At 54.2% G+C, this 22,856-nt stretch carries 18 protein-coding genes and 4 pseudogenes (1 of these 22 only partly in view); 6 read left to right on the top strand and 16 right to left on the bottom strand.

The genetic code is table 11. The annotated features are described in order from the left end of the window. Nucleotides 1-896: hypothetical protein (locus tag C484_RS18085; protein ID WP_006827330.1), on the top strand; the 896-nt coding region annotated here is incomplete at its 5' end. A 511-nt stretch (nucleotides 897-1,407) separates the two neighbouring features. Here C484_RS18085 and C484_RS25045 read toward each other — a convergent pair. Further along, a pseudogene (locus C484_RS25045) lies at nucleotides 1,408-1,521 on the bottom strand (site-specific integrase); the annotation flags it as partial. 242 nt (nucleotides 1,522-1,763) lie between these two features. Between C484_RS25045 and C484_RS18080 the strand changes: the two are divergent. Next, nucleotides 1,764-2,366 (top strand): hypothetical protein, encoded by a 603-nt coding sequence (locus C484_RS18080; protein ID WP_006827329.1) that lies wholly within the window; start codon nucleotides 1,764-1,766, stop codon nucleotides 2,364-2,366. 387 nt (nucleotides 2,367-2,753) lie between these two features. Here C484_RS18080 and C484_RS18070 read toward each other — a convergent pair whose 3' ends face one another. Further along, nucleotides 2,754-3,872 (bottom strand): tyrosine-type recombinase/integrase, encoded by a 1,119-nt coding sequence (locus C484_RS18070; RefSeq protein WP_049915665.1) that lies wholly within the window; start codon nucleotides 3,870-3,872, stop codon nucleotides 2,754-2,756. A gap of 611 nt (nucleotides 3,873-4,483) precedes the next feature. On the opposite strand from C484_RS18070, the gene C484_RS18065 reads away from it, so the two are divergent. Together C484_RS18065 and C484_RS18060 are read left to right on the top strand one after the other, a co-directional pair. Next, nucleotides 4,484-5,698 carry a glycosyltransferase gene (locus C484_RS18065; RefSeq protein WP_006827327.1) on the top strand — a complete coding sequence of 405 codons (1,215 nt, stop codon included), beginning with the start codon at nucleotides 4,484-4,486 and terminating at the stop codon, nucleotides 5,696-5,698. 372 nt (nucleotides 5,699-6,070) lie between these two features. Further along, nucleotides 6,071-6,904, top strand: a complete 834-nt coding sequence (locus tag C484_RS18060) for a hypothetical protein (protein WP_239641010.1) — start codon at nucleotides 6,071-6,073, stop codon at nucleotides 6,902-6,904. A gap of 466 nt (nucleotides 6,905-7,370) precedes the next feature. Here C484_RS18060 and C484_RS18055 read toward each other — a convergent pair. From C484_RS18055 to C484_RS18000, 12 genes and pseudogenes are all read right to left on the bottom strand, one after another. Next, nucleotides 7,371-9,027: pseudogene (locus C484_RS18055) on the bottom strand (transposase). Nucleotides 9,028-9,307: 280 nt separating this feature from the next. Beyond that, complete coding sequence (locus C484_RS18050; RefSeq protein WP_006827324.1) at nucleotides 9,308-10,198, bottom strand: arsenite methyltransferase; 891 nt, start codon at nucleotides 10,196-10,198, stop codon at nucleotides 9,308-9,310. A gap of 155 nt (nucleotides 10,199-10,353) precedes the next feature. Further along, a complete protein-coding gene (locus tag C484_RS18045) occupies nucleotides 10,354-11,310 on the bottom strand; it encodes a permease (RefSeq protein WP_006827323.1) in 957 nt (318 codons plus the stop codon). Nucleotide 11,311: 1 nt separating this feature from the next. Then, nucleotides 11,312-11,695 carry an ArsR/SmtB family transcription factor gene (locus C484_RS18040; RefSeq protein WP_006827322.1) on the bottom strand — a complete coding sequence of 128 codons (384 nt, stop codon included), beginning with the start codon at nucleotides 11,693-11,695 and terminating at the stop codon, nucleotides 11,312-11,314. 359 nt (nucleotides 11,696-12,054) lie between these two features. Further along, nucleotides 12,055-12,438, bottom strand: a pseudogene (locus tag C484_RS18035) (IS6 family transposase); the annotation flags it as partial. 62 nt (nucleotides 12,439-12,500) lie between these two features. After that, entirely contained in the window at nucleotides 12,501-13,814 is a 1,314-nt protein-coding gene (locus tag C484_RS18030; protein WP_006827320.1) for an MFS transporter, read from the bottom strand. A gap of 664 nt (nucleotides 13,815-14,478) precedes the next feature. Further along, on the bottom strand, nucleotides 14,479-16,155 hold the full coding sequence (locus C484_RS18025; protein ID WP_006827319.1) for a hypothetical protein: 1,677 nt from the start codon (nucleotides 16,153-16,155) through the stop codon (nucleotides 14,479-14,481). 114 nt (nucleotides 16,156-16,269) lie between these two features. Continuing rightward, a complete protein-coding gene (locus C484_RS18020; RefSeq protein WP_006827318.1) occupies nucleotides 16,270-17,250 on the bottom strand; it encodes an aldo/keto reductase in 981 nt (326 codons plus the stop codon). Next, nucleotides 17,251-17,631, bottom strand: coding sequence for a cupin domain-containing protein (locus tag C484_RS18015; RefSeq protein WP_006827317.1), 381 nt, complete (start codon nucleotides 17,629-17,631; stop codon nucleotides 17,251-17,253). It lies immediately after the preceding gene. A 484-nt stretch (nucleotides 17,632-18,115) separates the two neighbouring features. Beyond that, nucleotides 18,116-18,703, bottom strand: coding sequence for an aldo/keto reductase (locus C484_RS24480; RefSeq protein WP_275040137.1), 588 nt, complete (start codon nucleotides 18,701-18,703; stop codon nucleotides 18,116-18,118). 162 nt (nucleotides 18,704-18,865) lie between these two features. Beyond that, nucleotides 18,866-19,630, bottom strand: a complete 765-nt coding sequence (locus tag C484_RS18005; protein ID WP_006827314.1) for an SDR family oxidoreductase — start codon at nucleotides 19,628-19,630, stop codon at nucleotides 18,866-18,868. 38 nt (nucleotides 19,631-19,668) lie between these two features. Then, nucleotides 19,669-20,346 carry a helix-turn-helix domain-containing protein gene (locus tag C484_RS18000; protein ID WP_006827313.1) on the bottom strand — a complete coding sequence of 226 codons (678 nt, stop codon included), beginning with the start codon at nucleotides 20,344-20,346 and terminating at the stop codon, nucleotides 19,669-19,671. Between the two features lie 212 nt (nucleotides 20,347-20,558). Here C484_RS18000 and C484_RS17995 point away from each other — a divergent pair, with 212 nt between their 5' ends. After that, nucleotides 20,559-20,801, top strand: a complete 243-nt coding sequence (locus C484_RS17995; protein ID WP_152422749.1) for a hypothetical protein — start codon at nucleotides 20,559-20,561, stop codon at nucleotides 20,799-20,801. Nucleotides 20,802-20,940: 139 nt separating this feature from the next. Here C484_RS17995 and C484_RS17990 read toward each other — a convergent pair whose 3' ends face one another. Both C484_RS17990 and C484_RS17985 read right to left on the bottom strand, forming a co-directional pair. Continuing rightward, entirely contained in the window at nucleotides 20,941-21,651 is a 711-nt protein-coding gene (locus C484_RS17990) for a hypothetical protein (protein ID WP_006827311.1), read from the bottom strand. A 575-nt stretch (nucleotides 21,652-22,226) separates the two neighbouring features. After that, a complete protein-coding gene (locus C484_RS17985) occupies nucleotides 22,227-22,610 on the bottom strand; it encodes an ACT domain-containing protein (RefSeq protein ID WP_006827310.1) in 384 nt (127 codons plus the stop codon). Nucleotides 22,611-22,775: 165 nt separating this feature from the next. On the opposite strand from C484_RS17985, the pseudogene C484_RS22555 reads away from it, so the two are divergent. Further along, nucleotides 22,776-22,856, top strand: a pseudogene (locus C484_RS22555) (transposase) (it continues 747 nt past the right edge of the window).

Genomic DNA, 22,856 nt, shown 5'->3' with positions numbered 1-22,856 from the left:
CTCATAAATTGCAGAAGAGAATACGAGTGATAGAGTTGGCACCCGTTCTTCCAGAATCCCCCATGACAAGCAACGACTATACCCGCCGTACGACACTCAAACGCCTCGGCACTGGTATCACCACTACCAGCCTCCTTACATCGAGTGCAGTCAGTATAACTGGCGCTATTGACTCGACAGCTGTCCAGCCCGCCCAAGACATCCCTATCTTCAACCCAGGTGAGGATGACGAACTCGTGCTTGATGATACAACTGAGGGGTGGACCACTGTGGAGTCGCCTTTCTTCCTCGGCAGCTATGGACAAACTGCGAATACTGCGACAGATACCGCCACATTGTGGGTGAATTCGGACACCGGCCAGGTTGGCGACCTCACACAGACCGTAGTGGTTGGTGCGCCATTCCGTGTTGACTCTCCTGAGCCAATTCCCTTGCAGATTCAGACCGAAGGCAGTTATAACGGTACTGTCTTCATTAGAAGTAGTCAAACGCGGGTCGAATTGCTTGGGAAGATTGGCGTTGGTCCCTACTCGGCTGTGCGTGGAGCTGGATCACGCCAGCAGCAAGACGCCTCACCAACAGCGATTACGGAAACCGAACTGTTCCATGAAACGCTGACGGAAGATTTCTATCCGTTCGAAGACCCGTCTGCAAGCGCAGAGTTGAGCTATTACGCGGCTCCCGACGATGTTCACTTTCTGTACTGCTTGCTCCAGAATGATCTGCATCGAGGTGGAGGGTACTTGGGCTCAACAGAGGTTGACTTTAGTCCAGCCTTCAATGGTTCTGCCATATCCGACGAGGCTGAGCACCCTGCTGCTCAGGATTCCACCACCCAAATTGATATCCCACGTGGACTCACGCTCAATCAGGGAACACTCTCCACCACTCAATAGTGACTCCACGACTATCCATCCCGCCCAAGACATGTCAGTCTTCAATCCGACTGAGGAGAGTGAACTCGTCCTTGTGAATATGATGGAGGGACGGGCACTGTCTAGTTACGCGTTTCTGGCTAGAACAGCGTTTTATCGTTTGAAACGCCCTCAGATTGATGTCAGATATTGTCGCATTTCGCGAGAGGTGTGCTGAAGCCGCCGAATTTTCGCTGCTTGTAGAACAGAGCCTCTTTGTGTTAGTTCCCATATAGCTGATGTCGGCTAGCTAGATTTGTCATGCATAGACTAGCTGTTCATTCTAACGTACTCTTGCGTATAGCAAACGAATGGTGCTCACCATCACCCCGTCATCTGAGAATTAAACAAGAACAATACGAAATAAAGTGGCATGAAACAGCGCTGCCGCTCACGAATCGGGCGATCACAGAAGGACTACTTCGACAGTGGTCCGTGAGAGATCGATCACAGGCGCTCAGGACTCCGGACCAAATCAACTCTTTAGAGATGATCACCCTAAACCAGCGTCCTCAAATGTCTCGTTGACTACGTCGGCAGTGGGTGCGTTCAGATAGGGTTCGATTGCCTGGAACAAATCCTAGCCACCGGCCGCCATGACGACTTGTGAACTGCCTCGGGTCAAGTGGTTCGAGACGCCGAAGGCGTCTCGTCATAATGGGAGAGCTCTGCTCTCCCGAACGGCCCCGAGGCACTCGGCCTGCTCCGCCTGTACAATAAGAGGGAGGATAGAGGTTTTGATTCAAAGCACTGAACTTAGGCCTTGAGAACACTACTCGCCCATCTTAATCTGTTATTCAACTCGAAACCATTCTCCGGAGTTATGGATCAACAAAGAGAGTATCAATCATGGGATCAAATATAGACTCACTAACAGTAATCGAACAGATAAGCGAGATCGCCAACAACCAGCTGGCACCGGGGTACTTCAGGAAATATACAGCAGCAGGTGATGCTGAAACCGCGATGCGTGAACGTATCGATCGAGACGATCGTGAATTACTAGTCTGCTACTCCGGCGAAACAATCACGGAAGTGGATGATCCCAAGGTACTATCTCAGACAGACAAATTGCTTGGATTCGGGTTGTTCGGGACGTACACCGCCGAGGAGATGGATGAATATATGTCAGTCCCCCTTGAAGAGGTGTTTTCACATGAAGATTTCCCAGTGGGACATTTTCGAAATCTGACTCTACGCGCAGAGGCACAGGGTGGGAGTATTACTAGCCCTATGATAAGTCGAGTGATTGAAGGGCTGTACGAACTGGGTCAGGATGTCTGGGTTATGCTCCTTCGAAACAGACAGGGTAGAGATACGACAGACTACGTAGAAGACTTTGGGGCCGAGCGGGTCGAGGAGTACGATGATTATCTCGACGACTGGAACTGTGCTATCTGCGAATCAGACTGTGAGTGTACTTTCGTGTTCTATAGGATGGAGGTCACCTGATCCTAAGAATTGTTCTCAACGCCGTCTTTGGATTCAATAGAGCCCTTTATTGCGAACTAACTACCCATCATCTCACTTCTGACGATCCAGAACACCGCCTAGAATCAATTGCTGGAATGCATCCAGATTCAGAGGAACTGGTAGAACCACATCCACCACTTGTAGTTTCGTTCGAACTCGTACGACCGCTTATATGTCCAATACTGTAGTTTTGTGCTTTCCCTCCCGCTCAGCTGTCCGAAATGCTCGTTCACAGATGTTTTGTGATCTCGTTTCTTATACTTGTGATAGTTCTGAGCACACTTCGCTTTCGTCTTCTTGAGGAATTCACGGTGATATCCACATATAGAGCAACTACATGTGTACGTATACGTTGACGCCGGCATACTACTCCCGCCCCTCGTCGATCGACTCAGCAACATCGGCAGCCTGGATATCGCTATAGGCCTCGTGGGTCGTCTCAATTGACTTGTGCCGCAGCGCCGCCTGTGCGAGTTCAGAGTGACCCTGTTCATACAACTCCGCACCGAGCGCCCGTCGCGCTCCGTGGGGCTTCAGATACTCCTGGTCGCCCTCGAGTTCAATTCCGGCCTCGCTGGTTAGCATCTTGAGGATCTGCCGGCCGGCCTCTTTCGTGATCGACGGCGGGGCGATCGCCTGCTCGTGAAGAATTGCATCGATGTCGCTGCCGGGTTCGGGACGCTCGCCTGTAGCGTCCTCAACAGCCTGGTACTTGCTCGCCGTATGCCCGGTCGGGAACACTGGCCAGTTGTCGATCGGTGGCTCGTGAACACGCTGAAGGCGCGAGAGCGCGTCGTGAGCGCGGTCGGTCAGCCCGACGGCCTCGTACTCGCGAGATTTGCCGTACACCTCGAGTGTCCGGTTGTCGAGATCGACGTCGCCCCACCGGAGACCACGCCGATCGTCGTCGTTTCTGTCGCGAAAGAGTTCGGCCCCGCGAACGCCGAGTTCCGCGAGCAAGACGACAATGGTTCGGTCGCGGTAGGCACGTTCGAGCGGCACGTCGATAGTTTCTTCACGAGCCATCTGCACGCGTTCGTCTGCGTACGAAAGGAGTTGCTTGCGTTGCTCGGGCGTCCAGAACTGCGTGTCTCTCGTCGGTCGATCTTCGGGAAGGAACTCCTCGGCACGTTCGGTGTCTGCGGGATTCGTGTCGAGCTGCTCATCGCGAACACAGAACGAGAGGAACGCCCGCACGTACCGGAAGTACGTATTTGCTGTCGAACCCGCAAGGTCGCCGTCGATCGTACGTTCACGGAGTCGAAGGCCGTACTCGCGGCAGTCACCCGAGTCGAGTTCAGCGACGCTGTCGATTTCTTCCTCGTGGCAGAACGAACTGAACTCGGTCAGCGCCGGCCGCATACTTGCGCGACTGCCGCCCGAATCGAGCGAGTTCAGGTAGCGGTCGACCGACTGTTGGATGGTCGAACCCTTTGGGTCATGATCGCGAGAACCAGTTGTAGGGCTCGAATTTCCAGAATCCATGAGTCTCACTGTGGGGTACAGCGTCCCCTTCCTAAAATTACTTGGTTAAAGCAGCATTTAGCTAGCTTTTCTTCGGAGCGTCTCTATCCGACATTTACAACACATGCACAGCTACTCTCCTCAACACGATAGGTTATATACTGTATTTCAATGAGTTCCGCCGTGCGTGCGCGAAGTTGGCATCGGTTCGAGAGCGATCGTCTCCATTTGAGCAACAATAATAGACGGGTCAGATTATCCTGCCGCTGTCTGATGGTTTTCTCGCTGAGTTACCACTGCCTATATCAGCTACTCTACTAAAATATATAGTAATTTCCTGTGGGTATGAGTTATCATGTCTACCAATAATTTAAATCTTATTGTAGGATATTTGTTGATAGGGACTCTTAACAAGAAAGCTTATTATTGGCTATTTCAATCTATGACTAGAACGAAGCGGTAATAGGCGAATACGACATCGTGCTGGATCTCAGCGAGGACTAGGGGATCTTCCGCTGACGACAGCTCTCCACTGACACTAGGAAACTAGATAATAGCAGATACACGGCTCTGGGTGGTCCGGGGGTGCTCTCGGGTTCGATTCCGAGCAGAGCTATTAGGGAAAGAATCTAATGCCAGTATCAAATATCGGCGTTGGCAGTATCGCTTGGATTGCCCTCAATTGGGAGGCCTTTGGTATCCCTATTGGGATATATGGTATTGTTGCGATAACATACATTCTGTTCAAAGCATTCATTGCCCGGTTCTACGAGCCGGTCGATCACTCCTATGATTACGATGGGGAGAGTGTGTCCGTGGTGATCCCGGAGTACAATGAGGATGCTGATCTATTCGAACGCGGCCTCAAGACCGTACTTAACCAAGACTACGATAACCTCGAAGAGATTTGGGTGATTGACGATGGAAGCGATCACCTCGGTGCCTGGGAAGTCGCTAAGCAGTACGCCGAGGAATACGAAATCGTCAACGTTGCGCGGCTAGATGAGAATCAGGGCAAGCGTCACGCCCAAGCAAAAGGGTTCAAACAGGCTACCGGCGACGTGTTCGTTACGATCGACTCAGACACGCTCGTCAAACCCGGCGCGATCAGAGAATTAGTCCAACCCTTTCATGACCCTGAGGTTCAAGCCGTCACGGGACAGGCCCGCATCGTCGATCCAGACGAAAAACTGCTCCGTAAACTGATCGACATGCGGTTTTGGGTTGCGTTCAATGTTGAGCGCGCTTGCCGGTCGGTATTCGGAACCGTGATTGTCTGCAGCGGTGTGTTCTCCGCTTACCGGCGCGAATTGGTCGTCAATAACCTCGATGATTACGTGAATCAGGAGTTCCTCGGTGCGGAGTGTACCTTTGGTGACGATCGGCATATGACATCCTACGCACTTCGACGTGGGAAGGTTGTTTACCAGTCGACCGCCAAGGTCCTGACTGACACGCCCGACGAGCTCCGGGACTACCTGACCCAACAGACCCGTTGGATGCGCTCGTTCTGGCGCGAGTCGATGCTTGCCCTTCGGTGGGCACCCAGCCGGAGCAAGCTCCTAGCTGGCATGATCGCCATGGACATGGTGCTGCCGTTCGCACTGGTCTTCTTCGGGTTTGGTGCTGTGATCTTCCGCTCCCTAACCACAGCCGCGAGTATTCCGTTGATTTACGTCGGAATCATCTTCGCGATTGCGTACATCCGCAACGTACCGTACAGCCGTGAGGACTTCACCACCTACCTGCTCGCTCCCGTGTACGGCATTCTGTACCTCGTCACGTTGCTCCCGTTGACGTTTTATGCGCTGGCGACGATCAACTCCACTAGTTGGGGAACCCGATAGATACGGCGTGGCGCTGTATTTGCTGTTTGGCAAGGTCTCGATACTTCTATGCAAACCATCTGGAAGGTGCCATGTCGCCAAAAGTTCTATTCATAGTGGTTTCACGGAATTTTTCCGAGAGGATGGCTGAAGTTGTCGTCAACCAGTGGCAAAACGAGTACTTTACGTTCAAATGAACGGAGTCTACCCTGTAATGATAGTAATACTGTTCTAATTGACAATAGGCCAGTAAATACAATACGATTTCTTATCTCGGTATGAATGTGAATGGAGCAAAGCGATCAGGACTCGCGTAGAGTGACCAGACGTCAGGCGATGCAAGGCGGGGCTGGGATCGTATTTGGTAGCATACTCAGCGCTGGAGTGCTTGGTATGCAGCCGGACGATACGAATACTGATGGTCCTGGCAGCCAAACCGAGATTCGGCAGACTGAGATGACTCACTTAGAGTACGACGAGTATAATTCCTGGAGCGATATGTATTGGCGCTCTGCTGGCGATAGAGACAATATTTCGTTGGGATCTTTTCCGGCATACACGGATGACACAGCACTGCAAATACGTGCTCAAGATGGGGGGCACTGGGGGATTGACACTCATTACGAGTTTGTGAGGGGTGCAACCAAGTTGTCCGGCGAGTTCAATTTCACGATCGGGAAAAATTGGCGCATGGAGGGCCGCGAAGAAGCCTCTTGTCGGCTGTGGAATTGTGCGGCTTCGTTAGGCGAAGGTTTCGCCGGTGGTGGACAACCCGATGGCACGAACGGTTGGAGCAACAGATTGTACGTTACCAACTGGCAGACTGACCCTGACGGTCCATTTCATCTTCACTCATACACTTACCATATGGATCGGATCTATGATACGGACTATATTATTGACGGAGAGCGTTACGCGCTAGCTCAGCCAGAGATCGTACCTGGCGAGTGGTATAACTTCAAATATACTGTGCAAGTCAATACTGTCGAAGATGGGAGGGCCAATCCTGACGGTGCTGTTACCTATTGGCTTGACGGAAACAAGATCTACCAGCGATCCGATCTACGGTTTACCGAAGATCTCGACTCAAATATTATCGACACGAACGGACCTGCTGTTCACTACGGGGGTCAATACACAGCCCCTCAAGACCTATATGCCTACTTCGAGGATCACGCGATGGAGGCTTGGAGCGGGAATCCTCGCGACCCCTGTTCTACTAGCTGAATCCAGCGAGTTCAGGTAGCGATTGATTGACTCATCGACGGTCGAACCCGGAGGAGTAGTGGCCTCCAGATCTGGTTATAGGTGCCGAATTTCCCGAATCCATGAGACTCACTGTGGGGTACAGCGTCCACCCTCATAAACTTACTTGGTTAAATTACTTTTTGACACAGTGAATGCTGGAAACACTCTCGAGAGCGTCTGTGGCAGTCTCGAGCCTTATACTCTCAAATTCGTAGCCAATATATCCCATAATGCTATATGGAATTGAACCTTCAGAAGATGAGACTATAGGCCGTTTAGCAGGCTTGTTATGGGTGAATTCGGACAAATCAGTCTATCGGCGATCTTTCAGACTCTCCCTCAGCCGCCAATTTCTGTTAGCCAAAGAGTAGGTTCGGCGATTTTCCAAGAACCCCTCCAGTGTCGCCACTCAGAAACAGCTCTCTCGTGGGGGTAGAGTGACTTTTCACCCGATTCCCGTCTCATTCTTCAACAGCGTGAGCGTGTTCTCAGCCGTCACAAGCGGTGTGTGCTCGTATTCANACCTGCACGAGCAAATCAACTGCTCGCCAGATCGAATACAACAGACACGCGAACGCGAAGTAGAAGAACCGCAGCCCGAAGTTCTTCGATGTCGTCGCCGCCATGAATCGCTTGATACTCTTGTAGCCACTCTCGATCCCCCACCGCGAATTATAGTGGTGCACTGCTCCTGGGTGGCGGTTCGTCATGAAGACACTGTACTGCGTGTAATCAGCACTCTCAGCGCTCTCCCGTCGTCTGTAGATCAGTGTTGTTTCATGCCACTCGTTCCTCCCTAAGTGCAGTTTTCGATCAGTGACATAGTTATCCTGATCCCACCGGAGTAGACGCTTTGCTTGAGCTCGTTCACTCGTGTGCATCCGCTTCGGGACAACGTATCCGAGTCCGCGTTGATCGATTCCTTCGAGGATATGCTGACTGTCGAACGCTCGATCCATCAACACACGATCGACGTGAACAAGGTCCTGCACCGAGTCTAGCAGGTCCTCAACGATCTTGCGGCGGCTCTCGCCCTTTCGGATCGGCCGAGCATCCAGGACTAACGGGACAGCCTTCCCAACCAACTGTACGGTTGCCCACTGGTAAGCGTACTCGCCATCTTTCGTACCGAGTATCTCGTCCTCGTGGCCTGTTCGATCGCCTGTGAAGGGCTTTGCTTCGGTCGTGTCGATCGCAACGAGTCCAGCACGATGGAAAACTTCTGTCTCCGACACTCGGTCGATGAGCCGCTTCAGTGCCGCTTGATACATCTTACGGATCGAGTCGATCGAGAGGTCACGGATATGCGACCGATGGGCGTGTCCTAACGGTGTTCGCTCTCGATTCGAATCATAGAGAAAACTGCGTGCTCCTTCGTTTGCTGCCAGGTCCTCTCGCAGTCCGAGATATGTCTGGAGGTCCCAGAACGCGTTCGTGTGAATCTCACAGTTGTCTCCGCGATTAAGCGAGAACGCTGGATAGACGAGGTGACTCAGCTGCTCGGTAATCTCGTCTGCTTGGTTGAGCACCGCATGATCGGTGAGACTAGCGTCATCATGGATCTCGGAGTCCTGAATCGTTTCCGGAGGTTCCCTGGGAACGGGAACGCCTTCGCTGTCGGCGTTGATGAGGATGGTTTGTGCGCCGTTCTGAATCGTCTCTTGAAGCTCAGTCGAGAAGCGGTCGTGCCATGTTCGCCACAGCGTCGATTGATCTGGGATCGTCGCAAGCTCAAATTGTCGGCGAACAGTTGGCCGGTGCTCAAGATACTCGATCAGAGCTGTTTCATGGTCCCAACCGTGGACCTCTTTCAGGAGAAACAGACGCACTAGCAGTCTCATCTCATACGTCGCTGGACCGCTGTAGCGATCATGAGGCCGAAAATCGACGTACTGCAGTGGGTATCCACAGATAAGCTCATCAACTGAATTGTGAGCGCGGTGGGCAAACCAAACCGCTGCGACCGTTCGAATATCTTCTTGGAGTGCACCGAGCGAACTTCGGTCGTACAGCGGTGTCGTGTCGTATGCTGGCCACTCATGGTATGAGGTCGTCGCGATCGTCCGGAAAATATCACGTCGCGAAGCCGGCGTCGAGCCCATTGACCGAGTGCTGCTGATCCGGTTGCAAGAGCGTGTCTATACTGATCAGTACAGGTCAAGTAGGTAACAGAGCGATGGTCGGTTTCTCCGGTAACTGTCAAAACTGCGTGTTGGATACAGTGGCTGTATGCAGCACAACACTCCTTTTATTTCACTTGATGTTTTCTGAACTGTCAAAAAGAGAACGTATAGACAGGCGTAATAGACTTGGCAGAAATCAACCAGCTACATCAGTTCGAACTTATTCAGAAAGAGTTACGAGTAAATTCCAACGTAGTGGCTAATTGCTCGGCTTGTGTGCCCGGATAGTTGCAGAAATGAGTACCTCGTCTAAGTCGCGGTCGTCACCCCACTCGCGGATGAAGTCTTGAGTTTCGTCCTGAGGTTCGATTTGGATGTCTTGGAATCCCGCCTCTTCGAGAAGACCCTCTAATTTCTTAATTCGTGTTGCACCGCCAACGCACTCCGCGATTGAGTCGAGATCTGCACGTAATTCGTCAGGGAGTTCAGCGGTCAAAACGATATCCGAGATAGCCAGTCTACCGCCGGGTCGGAGCACTCGATAGGCCTCTTCAAACACTTGGCGCTTGTCGGGTGAGAGATTGATTACGCAGTTCGAGATGATGACATCGATGGTATCGTCACTAACAGGGAGATGTTCTATCTCACCAAGTCGGAATTCAATGTTCTCAGTGTCGTTTTCCTCACTATTTGCACGGGCTTTTTCGATCATCTCGGGAGTCATATCGACTCCGATGACGTGTCCATCCGTGCCGACCTCGTTTGCGGCGAGGAAACAGTCGAATCCTCCACCGGAGCCGAGGTCTAGAACCGTCTGCCCTTGGATCAGGTTTGCGATAGCGGTCGGATTGCCACACCCAAGTCCGAGGTTCGCATCAGTCGGAACCGACTCGATCTCTTCAGAACTATACCCAACTTGTTCCGCCCATGTTGTTGACGTTTCATCATTTGTACAGCACCCGGTTAGCGTCTCTGTATCGGTATCGTCACTTGTTGGTGACTCCGTGCCACTACCGCAGTCAGCGTTCGAACTCGATTCGCAACAGCCCGTATCATCAGATGCTACCTCCGCGTATCGATCGCGGACTGTCTCGTGCTGTTCATCGTCAGTGAAAGTTGACTCTTCTTGAGTGGTTGTGTTTTCAGTCATCGTTGTTTGTCGGATAGGTATCAGATTTTTTGGAGTCCGCTGCGACAAGGATTGTGTCGACTGTTGGTTTGATGGGCCAGGACCCAGTTTGTAATCCAACAGGCTTGCTACCTTCACTAAGGAGGTCTGAGTGTTGGTCTCTCATATTTTGGAAATTAGACGATGAAGAGATTGAACACGACGCCAACGGTAATACCGATTGTGACGACGGTTCCAGCGTAGACGAGCAATAGCCGGCGTTTGAACAGTTTGTTTAGGAGAATTAGATTCGGGATGCTCACGCCTGCGCCACCGATGACGAACGCAAGAACGGTCCCGATTGCAATCCCCTGTTCGCTGAGCGAGGCGGCGATGGGGAGCATGCCGCTGAGACTAATGTAGACCGGGGCACCGGCTAACGCCGCTAACGGCACGGCAAGTGGATTCTCCGGACCAAGAACAGTATGAAGCACATCAACCGGAACGGCGCCGTGAATCAGCGCACCGATCGCCATTCCGAGTATAAGGTACGGAAGTGTATCGACGAAGAACGACCACGCTTCACGCGCGGCCGATTCGAAATGCTGTCGGTGCGTCTGCTCTACATTTGCTGTCCCTCCGGCACAGCAATCAACTGTCCCGCCGTCCGCTACGGCCTGACTCGTATTATCCGTAATTCGGATCTCTTTGACGTGGTCGGCTAATCCGAGCCGGCCAATGATGATGCCACCGCCGACAGCGGCAACGAAGGTGATCGTGACGTAGTAGATAGTCACCTCAATCCCGAAGAGGCCAATGAGAAGCAGTACGGCAATCTCGTTCACGAGTGGCGATGCGAGTAAGAACGAGAACGCGAGTCCAAGCGGCGCGCCTGCTTGCAGCAAACCGGCGAGGACAGGGACAGTCGAACACGAACAAAACGGTGTTACCGCACCCAAGCCAGCTGCAGCAACGTTGCCAGTCCCTTCGTCATGACCATGGAGCTTGCGTTCGACTTTCTCTGGGGGGAGATACTCCTGTGCGAGACCCACGAGGAAGGAGGCCCCGATAAACAGCGGTACGAGAATGACGGCGAGGTGCAGGAAGTAATCCCACGAGTCAAGGAGCGCGTTGGGAAGGCCTGGTGGAAGCATTTCAAACGTCCTCTTGAATGGCGTGGGCGAGATCGAGCAGTTCGAAGACTGCGGTATCGGCGATGCGATAGTAGCTCCACTTCCCCTTCTTCCGGGATTTGACCAGGCCTGCCTCTTTCAGCTTCCGGAGGTGGGTGGCGACCGTCGATTGGGGGGCGTCGAGCACGATCTGTAACTCACAACCACAGCACTCGGATTCCCGGAGTGCACTCAGAACACGGAGGCGGTCCTCATTCCCGAGGGCCTTGAAGACGGTCTCTTGACCGGTGACATCTTGTTCAGATGGCCGGATATCCTGTAAGGTGGCGATTCGTTCTTCTGGATCGTCGTATAGCCGTTCGAGTGCACTGTAGGCTTCGTCGGGTGACGAATCTGTCTTAGACATATTTGAATTTCTCGATCCGAGTTATTCGCAGCAGCTTTCGGACTCGGTTTCTGTCGAATCAGATTGGACTTCTTCGATAGCGGCTCCACAACAGTCGGACTCTTCATCCTGCTCGTAGCGATTTACGAGGCGATTCCAGATTCGGTTGAGGGTATTCTGAACCATCTTCATCGTATCGTATTTCCTCGATTCATATGAAGATTGTGGTGGCACAGGTTTAGCCTTGCAGTTGAGAAGAGAATTCGCATAGTCACACTTCAACACAATACTTAGCAGGAGCGACGTTGATGTAAGTGGGCTCTGATGGCCTCAACGGACAGGATCTAGACCGCGTGCATGAAATTCGCGAAAGGCACTGTCTAGTTCAGAACCTCCTCGGCTGGTGTTCGGCCATTGAGCGCTTGATTCGGACAATCGTGGTTATAATGGTGTCTGAAGCGTCTGAGCCAGCGTCGTGCACTGGCTGGACTGCCTCGCCAGAAGGAGTGAAAGCGGTCGATCCACATCGAAACAGTCTGAAACCACTTTTCGACGTAGTTTCGATCGCTGTAGTTGAACTGACCGCTCAATTCATGGCGATCGAGGGCAGTCAGATAGCCGCCAGCATCGACAAGAAACTCTGTCTCGGCGATATCGTGTTTCTCTGTGAGTCGGGGCAGGAACGCTGCCGCGGGGTCAGTCCCGCGGAAGCTGAACACGTCAATTTCGAGCAGTAGCTTTGACTCTGTGTCGATCTTCCTGTATCTGCATACCGTTCGTTTGAACCCTGCTTTTGCCGAGATAGGAAGTGAGCAGCATACTGACCTCAGTAGGTGTTCCCCGACGCTGATGATGACCTGTCACGGATACAGAACTCCCCTCGGTCGATATCGTCCATCGACGGGAGAGAGCGCAAGCGTGGACGAATCGAAAAATAGAGGCTAACGAATGCGAAGCTAAGTGCGGCCACGGCCATCGTCGTAACGACACCGACCAGACTACCCATAATTCCACCGAGGAACGAACCGATCGGTACTGTGAGCGTGGAGACGCTCGCATCGACGGACGTGACTCGACCGAGAAGGTCCTCGGGGGGAACTGTCTGAATGAGCGTCTGACCCATCACATTCGTAACACCGATCGGAATCCCAGTTATCGCGAACAAGGCAACTGTAAGCGCTGGCCACGGAGAGTAGACCGCACCGACCCACAGGAAGAATCCAACTCCGAGCCCAACGATTCGGATAGCGCCGTACCTGATATGAGTGAGTCGAGACGCAATCAGCGCGCCGATGAGGCCACCCGCACCGATTGCTCCGAGCAACGCCCCATAGAGAATCGAGCCACCACGAACCGCTGCGAACCCCGGTAGCACGGCAAGCATGATACCGGTCCCAAAGTTGGTGACCGCCGTGGTGAGCATCATTTCGCTAAATACCGTGCCTCGAAGCCACTGAATTCCATCTCGGAGGTCAGATAGATATCCGGAAGCGTCAATTTCAGCCTCTTGGTCACCTGTATCGGGACGTTCAGGAACCCGGACACCGACGAACGAGAGAACCGCGACCACGAACGTGATCGAGTCAAGAACGAACAGAGAGACAGCTCCAACCACGGCAATGAGGACTCCACCGAGTGCGTCGAACACCATGTTCGTTCCTTGGTTGGCGAACGAAAACGCCGAATTGGCGCGTGTCAGCTGACTCTTAGCGACGATCCGAGGGAGTGCCGCGTTCTGAGCGGGGTAGACGAACTGGTTCAGCAACGAGAGGAGTGGAATCGTTATCAGAATCAGCTCGACGGAGAGGTGACCGAAGTAGGCCGCGACAGGTATCAATAGAATGAGGACAGCCTGAATGAGTTGCGTCCACACGAGGGTCCGGATGAGTGGCCACCGGTCGACGAGCGGTCCAGACACGAACTGAAGTGCTGGCGGCAGGAGAAGCAACGCGCTAGCAAGACCGGTGTAGAAACTCGACCCGGTGAGGTCGTAGACCAGCCATGTTCCAGCAATTGTGTAGAGACTATCGCCAGCGTTCGTGACGAATCGTCCGAACAACAGGCGGAGGAAATCCCAGTTATTCCAGAGGGAAGACGTGTCCGCCTTCGTGGCATCCGCTACGTCCTGTTGCTGGCTCATATCCACACCCCCGACAAGGTGCGCGTTTTCTGGCTATCGAGGGATTCGGGCGAAATCTCACAGTCACCGAGATCAAGGATACAGCCCCGAGTGTTGAGAGAGACGACTGCTGGTTGTTTACCGATAGGTACTGGTTCGAGGTGCGAATCGATTCGTTTTCCAGTGGATTTCTGGCCGCTGTAGACCAGAGACCCAGTGACTGTCTGCATTTGTGGTGGAGATCATTGTTGAGGAAGTGCGACTACGGAACGCGTAGTGAGGTGAGGCGACCCGAGTGCTGCTGCTATGCGACGGCCGCTATGCGGTCGCGATTATCGCAACAAGAGGAATGAACGGACGAGCAGCCAAGTGGGTCATACGACTGAGTTGATTGATTCCACGTAGGTTGGTGGCTTATATGTACCGACTGAGTGCAGTCGCGCCGATTGTACTCATGCATTGAGCACGCCAGTCGCAACTTCTGGGCGAGTCTTGGAAGTTGAGACTACAGTGTGTATAGCGGGCCTGTGATGCGTGGTTTCGGTCGAATTTTCGAGGCGAAGCTGCTTCGGATTCCCTCTCGATGGTGTGATCATGTCGTACTACCAACTAGACCGGTGGGTTTTCGAGATTCCCGACAGTGTTGCCACTCAGGAATCCTCATTGTCCTGGACAGAGTACCGCCCTATCCGATTCCGGTTTCCTTCTTCAGCAGCGTGAGTGTATTGTCAGCCGTTACTATCGGCGCGTGTTCGTACTCACCAGTCAATTCGACCTGCACAAGCAGGTCGACCGCTCGCCAAATCGAGTACAAGAGACACGCAAACGCGAAGTAGAAGAATCGGAGCCCAAAATCCGTCGACGTCGTCGCGGCCATGAATCGCTTAATCGACCTGTAGCCACTCTCAATCTCCCAGAGATATCCATATTCACTGAGGAAGCTCCCACCCCGGGTGGACATGAACACCGAGTACTGCCGGTGATCATCGTGTTCAGAGTTCTCTTTGCGTCGGTAGATCAGCGTCGTCTCGTGCCACTCATTCTTCCCGAGATGGAGTTCGCGGTCAGTCTCGTACCGGTCTTGATCGCGCTGGAGCAACCGCTTCGCTTGGGCTTTCTCGCTGGTCTGCATCCGCTTCGGGACGACGTAGGAGTGGCCGCGCTGGCTGATCATCTCCAAGACGTGCTGACTGTCGAACTCCCGATCCATTAGCACGTTATCGACATATACGAGCTCTTCAGCCGAATCCAGCAAGTCCTCGACGATCTCCTTGCGTGACTCGCCTTTCCGTATCGGACGGGCATCAAGGACGAGCGGAACTGCGTTACCGACTAGCTGGACTGTCGCCCACTGGTAGGCGTATTCGTCGTTCTTTTCCTTCGTCCCGATGATCTCGTCCTCGTGGCCGGTGCGGTCGCCGGTAAAGGGGTCATCCTCGGTAATGTCGATCGCGACGATGCCTGCACGGAAGAACTCCTCCGTCTCCGCGAGCTCGTTGATGAGTTGCTGGACTGCCTGTCGGTACATCTCGCGAATCTGCTCGATAGGGATATCACGAATCTGGTCGCGATGACCGTACCCGAGTGGTGTTCGATCACGCGTCGACTCGTGAATGAAGCTCCGAGCACCCTCGTTTGCCGCCAAGTTCTCACGGAGCCCTAAGTAGGTCTGTAACCCCCAGTAGGCGTTCTCGGGGATCTCACAGCCCTCGCCACGCTCTAACGAGAACGCAGGGAACACGACGCGACTGACGTGCTTGGTAATCGTTCCGGCCTTGTTGAGGATGGCTTGGTCGTTTGGGTCCGATTCAGTAGTATCGTGGCCTCGATACGGGAGGTTTCGTTCTGGTTCGCGTGGTACAGCGACATCCGCGTTTTGCGCTTTGATGAGGATCGTTCGAGCCACTTTCTGGGCCGTCTCACGAAGATCATCGGTGAAGCGCATGTGCCAACTGCGCCAGAGTGTTGATTGGTCGGGGAACGTCTCCAGCGCAAGACACTCACAGAGTTCGGGATGGCTTTCGAGGTACTCGCGGAGTACTGTCTCGTGCTCCCATCCGTGGAGTTCTTTCAGGACGAACACGCGAAAGAGCGTATCCAACTCGTAGCGCGTTGAACTCTCGTAGCGGTCGTGGGTCTCGAATCTGAAGTAGGCCAGCGGCCAGTGGCAGACGAACTCCCAAATGGAACCGTGAGCATCGTGTTCGAACCAAACTCCTGCAAGAATGCGAACGTCTTCAGCTAGCCCGCCCGTCGAACTCCGGTCGTACAGTGGGGTATCCGTGTAGGTGGGCCAGTTGTAGTATGAAGTCTGAGCGATACGTTGGAAGACAGCGCGACGAGAGGAGGGTGTGCTTACCATCTGAGCAGCATTATTCGGTCTGTAATGAGCGCTTGTTGTGGGTACCTACTCGAAAAACTGCTGTAGAACGGACGGATAACCTCGATATCGTTCACTCCCAATTTGTGTTGGCCGTTACTTGTGGGTGGTAACTTCGACCGGTTCATAGGGGTCCTCGAGGTACTCGATGTCCGAGTCCGATAGGTCGATATCGAGCGCCTCGACCGCTTGTTCGAGGTGCTCGATGCTTGTCGTACCGACGATCGGCGCGTCTACCGAGTCCTTGTGGAAGTGCCACGCCAGGGCAATCTGCGCCATCGTCACGCCTTTTTCCTCGGCGAGTTCCTCGACGCGTTCGTTGATCTCGATACCGCCGCCCTTTCGATAGGGGTGGGCGTAAAGCGGGTCAGTCGTCTCGCCGCGAGTCGTCGCGTCTATCTCTTCGTGTGGCCGCGTGAGATAGCCGTGGGCAAGTGGTGACCACGGAACGACCCCGATATCCTCCTTCTCACAGAGTGGTAGCATCTCGCGCTCTTCCTCGCGATAGGCCAGAGCGTAGTGGTTTTGCATCGTCGCAAACCGCTCTAGACCCAACCGGTCGCTGGTGTACAGGGCTTCCTGGAACTGGTGTGCCCACATCGACGACGCGCCGATATATCTGACCTGATTCCGGCGGACTGCATCGTCGAGCGCCCGCAGCGTTTCCTCGATGGGCGTGTCGTAATCCCAGCGATGGATCTGATAGAGGTCGACGGTATCCATCCCGAGTCTGTCGAGGGAGCGTCGCAGCTGCTGTTCGAGCGCTTTCCGCGAGAGACCGTCGTTGTTCGGATACGGGTCGTCCTCGTCCGGGAAGTGTCCCTTCGTCGCGACGACCTGCTCGTCGCGGTCGTAATCGGCGAGGACGTTCCCGAGAATCTCCTCACTCTTTCCGTTCGAGTAGGTATTCGCAGTGTCGAAGAAGTTGATCCCGAGGTCGATGGCGCGCTCGATAATCTCGCGGCTCTCTTCTTTTTCGAGCATCCACTCGTACCAGTCCTTCGAGCCGAAGCTCATGCAGCCGAGACAGATCTTCGAGACCTCCATCCCGGTCGAGCCGAGCGTTGTGTACTCCATTCAGGGGGCCTCCTGAATCTTTAGTTCGCCCTCGTCGGGTTCGGCGAGGAAATAGACGTGGCTGAACTCGCTGTCAGCGTCCTTGCTCGTCCCGTGCCAGTGTTCTTCGCTGGATTCGAAGATGACGAGGTCGCCCTCTGACACTTCCCGTTCTTCCTCGCGGTTGCCGACCATCCCGATACCTCCGGTAACGTACAGAATCTGCACGCCAGCGTGGGCGTGAAACTTAGTGCGCTCGCCCGGACGGAAGGTCACTTCCGCGGCGTTGACAGTCGTCCCGTCGAAGGCGCTCTCGACGCCGTCGGCAATCAGCGGCGATCCGACCTGTACCGGGTGCTCCGATTCGTCCCTGTCCGCTGACGCAACGTTAGTAACGTCCATGGTTCGGTTCTAATCGAGGTCAGTCAGCTGCTTGAGTCCGATGCTATCTTGAAAAGTTGTTTAAATACTCCCGTTGTGTTCCGGAGCAGTCTTCCAGTAGAAGAGGGCGACCCCAGCAGCGGTGAGGAGTCCCAGAGCGACAAGTGGTCTGGTGTAGCCGCCCGTGATTCCGTGGAGTCCGCTACAGGTGAGCGGTGCGAGGAAGACCGACCCGGCGACAACGGTGAAGGTCGTCGGTTGCGGAGTCGGTGAACGGGATCGATTGGTCTGAATAGAGTACGTATCAGGTGTCGAATTCTGTTTCGCTTAGCTGTTTTACAGTCTCTGGGTCACTATGGTCTATGAAGAGGCTTTCACCTTCGTTGAGTTCCGAGATCGTATCCATATCTTCCGAACTCAACTCGAAGTCGAAGACGTCGAAGTTCTCGGTAATCCGTTGCTCGTGAACTGATTTCGGGATCGCAACGATCTCTTGCTGAATAAGTCACCGAAGCGTTACCTGCGCGGCTGTCTTCCCGTATTTGTCACCGATCGATGTCAGGACATCGTGTTCGAAGATGTCGTTCTGCCCTTCGGCAAACGGCCCCCACGACTGGTGTTGAATATCGTACTCATCGAGGAACTCCGCGTCTTCGACTCGCTGGTAGAAGGGGTGGGTTTCGATCTGGTTGACCGCCGGCACGACATCGTTGTGGGCGACCAAGTCCATCAAGCGATCCGGATAGAAGTTGCTGACACCGATCGCTCTGATCTTGCCTTCGTCGTACAGCTCCTCCATCGCTCGCCACGAACCATGCACGTCACCGAATGGCTGGTGGATCAGATACAGGTCGAGGTAGTCGAGTCCCAAGCGTTCTAGTGACCGTTCGAACGCCTCTTTCGTGCTCTCGTAGCCAGCATCCTGTATCCAGAGCTTGGTTGTAACGAACACATCCTTTCTTGGAACCTCACTCTTCTCGATGGCAGCGCCGACGGCTTCCTCGTTCTCGTAGGCTGCGGCCGTATCGATCAGCCGATATCCGGTGTCGAGTGCCGCCGAGACGCTCCGTTCACACTCGTCGAGGTCGTCTATCTAGTACGTGCCGAATCCGAGGATCGGCATCTCCACGCCGTTGTTGAGTTCGACTGTCTTCATGGGTTTGGTGTTCAGATGTCACGTTCAGTGACTGGTGCAATTTGTGTCCTGTACGCCTGCGTTCTTTCCTTAATCACGTGAGTATCAGCCCGGTGTGGCCTACGGTTGCACTTGGTCGGTCGGTCGAACCATGACCTCGTTAATGTCCATGTGCTCCGGCTGTGTCACGATGAACGTGATCGTCCGGGCGATATCGTCAGGCCGGAGTTGCCGCATCGATTGATTGAATTCCTCAACGTTCGATTTGAGCTCTGCATCAGGAATACCCTCTAAGAGTTCTGTATCGACAGCGCCCGGCTCAATCGTTGCGACGCGGATACCCTTAGCAGCAACGTCGCGCCGAAGTGCCTCACCGAATCCAACGACCCCGGCTTTCGCCGCCATGTAATGCGAACTGTTCTCCATCGGGAATCGTCCGGCAACGGAAGACAGGTTCACGATGTGCCCCTCGCCCTGCTCTAGCATCTGAGGAACAACGGCGCGCGTGAGCGTGATGAGCCCATCGAGGTTGACATCGATAGTGTCGTGCAGCGTCTCGCGGTCGGCATCCGCGATATTCACCAGTGGCATATACCCCGCGTTGTTCACGAGGATGTCGATCTGGCCGTACTCGTCGACTGTCGTCTCAACGAGGGTGTCGATGTCCTCGTCATCCGTAATGTCGGTCGGAACGACGAGTGCCTCGCCATCTTCGTTCTCTATCTGGTCGGCGAGTTCGTTGAGTTCATCCTCACGTCGGGCAGCGAGGACGACGCTTGCTCCGCGGGCTGCGAGTGATCTGGCCGTTGCATTACCGATCCCGGAAGACGCACCCGTGACAATTGCAACTTGGCTGTCTAGCTCAGAACCGAAATCTGCTGTCATCACCTGAAAAGAGGGCGGTAGTGGGGTTGGATGTGATGCTATCTGGATAAGGTGTTTAAATACTCCCGGCCGCTGAGCGAAGAGGTGAGAAGTTGGCGTTCGCCGCGTCGGAGAAGACCGGATAGGGCCGGTTGCGAAATGCCCAACTCTTCGGCGAGTTCGTCGGCCATGACTTGGCGTGGGCTCTCGTAGTAGCCCCGAGAGATAGCGAGATTCAGGGCTTCGCGTTGACGATCAGTAAGCAGATCCTCTGCTGTGTTGTCGGACTCTGTCTCGTCGGGTGTGATAGAAATCAGCTCTAGTGAGACGCCGGAGTTCTCGAAGGTAGTGTGGAACTCGTGGAACGTCTCGTAGTCTTTGAAGAACTTTGTTTCGTGCCAGCCGTCCGCGGTGATGGTCGTCGATTTCATCTTCGCGCCCTCGAAGCGTTCCGGATCGAACGCCGGAGAGATCGAATCATCAAGCTCCACGGTGAGCTTGTAGACGGTTGTATCGTTCCGTTCTCCAAACGGTGTTACCGTTGTGACCTCCTCGAGTTCTGCGAGTTGCGCCTCAGAAACGTCCAACGCCGCATCGATCTCCACGAGGAAGACCTGCGCGTCAGGCTCCAGGCAAAGGGAATGGGAGCACATGATTTCGTCGGGTGGGAGCGTCGCCGGGATACTGACGAGAGGAAGGTCGGATGACTGTAGTCGAAATTCCGTGATGATCGTCATTATATGGAGTCACGTTTTGTATCCAGTTAAGCATCCTGACGCCGCAAGCGCTTCGCCACAGCTGTGACCGGCCTGTCCATCATGGGGTTCTCTACGCTTTTATCAGTATATTCGCATACTCACTGAGCAGTCTATCCTGACTTCTTTGAAAAACCGATGTCGATTACAGTGTATGCATTGAAACGACCAGTCTCAACTACTGGTTGCGTGACGTGATCGAGCGCACCGCGGGGTACGCCGAAACGGACTCGACCGGCACGGCGGTGACGTTCCGAGCGGACTACGAGAACGTTCTCGCGAGCGCGAACCCCTCCGGTGAGCGAGGAAAGCCGGCCGAGGAGGTCGGCGAAGAGGCCGTTCGAGAGCTCGTCGCGTTCGATGCCGAAGACGCCGCGGCGGACCGCTATCTCGCCGACCAGTTACTCGTCTGGCTCACGATAGCGGGCGCGAACTAACGATCCCCAAGGTCACGAACCACGTCGAGTCGCTCCGCGAGTTCGATGTCGACGTTACTGTCAGTGCGGGCGTGAACGTGATGCGCAACGTGTCGACGAGACGCTAGCTGTGCGGTGATGCCGGTGCATTCGCGTCCGATCACCAGCGACCGAGCCCGCGCCCAATGCTGACTGTCAGCGCGCCGGCCGCGACTAGGCCAGCCATCGTTGCTGCTAGACCGACCAACTCGTAGTCGAGCAAAATAGCGAGAAACGGAAACAGGACGATCCCGGAAAGCAGTGTCCGGACGGGGACCCTTGTATAGTGTGCGACGGTGAATCCGGCGACTGGACTGACGAGGAGCAATCCGGTCACGAGTACCCGACGCAGACCGGGGGAGTACTGGTACGGAGCCGACACCTCGGCGACCGCTAAAAGTCCCATCGACGCGCAACCGACGACCGCGGCGGTCAGGACGTATGACCAGAGGCGATCCTTCCAGAACTCGCCGTCCGGATCGCGGAGTAGTTGTGTGCCGACGGCGCCGACAGTCGTAAACGTCAGTCCGAACAGACTGATAGCCATCCAGATCGGTCCGCCGCCGCCAGTTGCCAGCGGAAACCCGACGAGCGCCGCCAGCGAGCCGAACGCCGCGGCGGGGACGAACTTCGTCAGTGGGAGGTCCGTGCAGGCCGCGAGCGCACCGCTCGAAAGGACGATTAGCGGAACCCACACAACGAAGAACGCCACATCGCTACCAGGAAACGAAATCCGCGAAGCGGCCCCGATCACGGCGCCGGCCGCCGCCCAGGGGACAAGCAGCCCGTAGAGGAACGCCGCGACTGGTCGCCAGGAGATGCGATCTTTCATCTGGGCGACTGTTCGTTGGTGTACGGTATAACTCCATCGAGCTCTGTTAAATCGCCATATGACGGTGGAATTCACTGTTCCACGGCTCGCTTGATGTTATAGACGACACACATCAGTGCAACTTCTCGGAACTCACGGAAGATACATACGCATCCTTACTGAGCAGCCAATTCAATCTGAGTCTTCTGAATGAAACATGTTGTGTTCATACGGCTCCATTGAATCACTAGACGTCGTCGGGATAGGTCGGTAAATCGAAGGAGTTGAAGCGGGTGAGTGGCAGTTTGGATGAACGTCACTACCCGCTTCACTGAAGAAATGNGTCTTGAACACACCTTCAGCAAGCAGACGTTCTAACTAACCGGCTTTGTGAAGTACTGAGAATAGGATTTCAATAGAGTCAAAATAGCAACTCTATCGAATCGTCGTGAGTCGATATCGTAGTTGCCGTTCAGTACAGGTCGAGTAGTTACCGGAGCAACAATTTATCCCACTGTTACCTGTCAAGAACAGCGCGCTAAATATAGAGGGTGAGTTCAGTGTAAAGGTACCGTTTGGTTCACTAATGGTCACTATTAGTTAGTGACATCACAACCCAACTGTTCAAGTTGCGGGACAGCAGCATCAAGGTCGTTCTCTTTTACGAATACGTGGTCAGTCGTGTACGACGAGAGAACAAATACCGAGACATCTGTCTCAGCGAGCGCTGTCGCAACTGTCGCCAGAAATCCAACGAGTTCGAATGGCAAATTCATCTCGAACGTTAGGCGTTTCCACCCGGACTCGACCGCACTGGCATCGATGCTACTGACATCATCGTGTTCGACGACCACTGTCGTCTCAGTTTCGTCCTCAATGGTTGCAAACGCAGCGGGATGGCCCTGATCGGTCCGACAGACTGCATATGTTTCCTCCGATATCCTGACTGTACTTCCCTGAAGAAATTCGGTCGGATCCATGCAGGCAGTAACTGCTCGGTGAGTGAAAAAATGTGCCACCATCAGTCGAACCTTTGGTACGAGTTTCGACCGGTCTTTCGGATTAAATGGCTCCATTGAATCACTAGACGTCGTCGGGATAGGTCGGTAAATCGAAGGAGTTGAAGCGGGTGAGTGCCAGTTTGGATGAACGTCACTACCCGCTTCACTGAAGAAATGGTGTCGCTGGCCAAAAGTTATTGCGACGATCCGGACGAAACTGCCGCG

Origin of the sequence: Natrialba taiwanensis DSM 12281 (assembly GCF_000337595.1) — an archaeon.
Classification (GTDB): Archaea; Halobacteriota; Halobacteria; order Halobacteriales; family Natrialbaceae; genus Natrialba; species Natrialba taiwanensis.
This window is presented reverse-complemented; position numbering and strand designations above follow the sequence as displayed.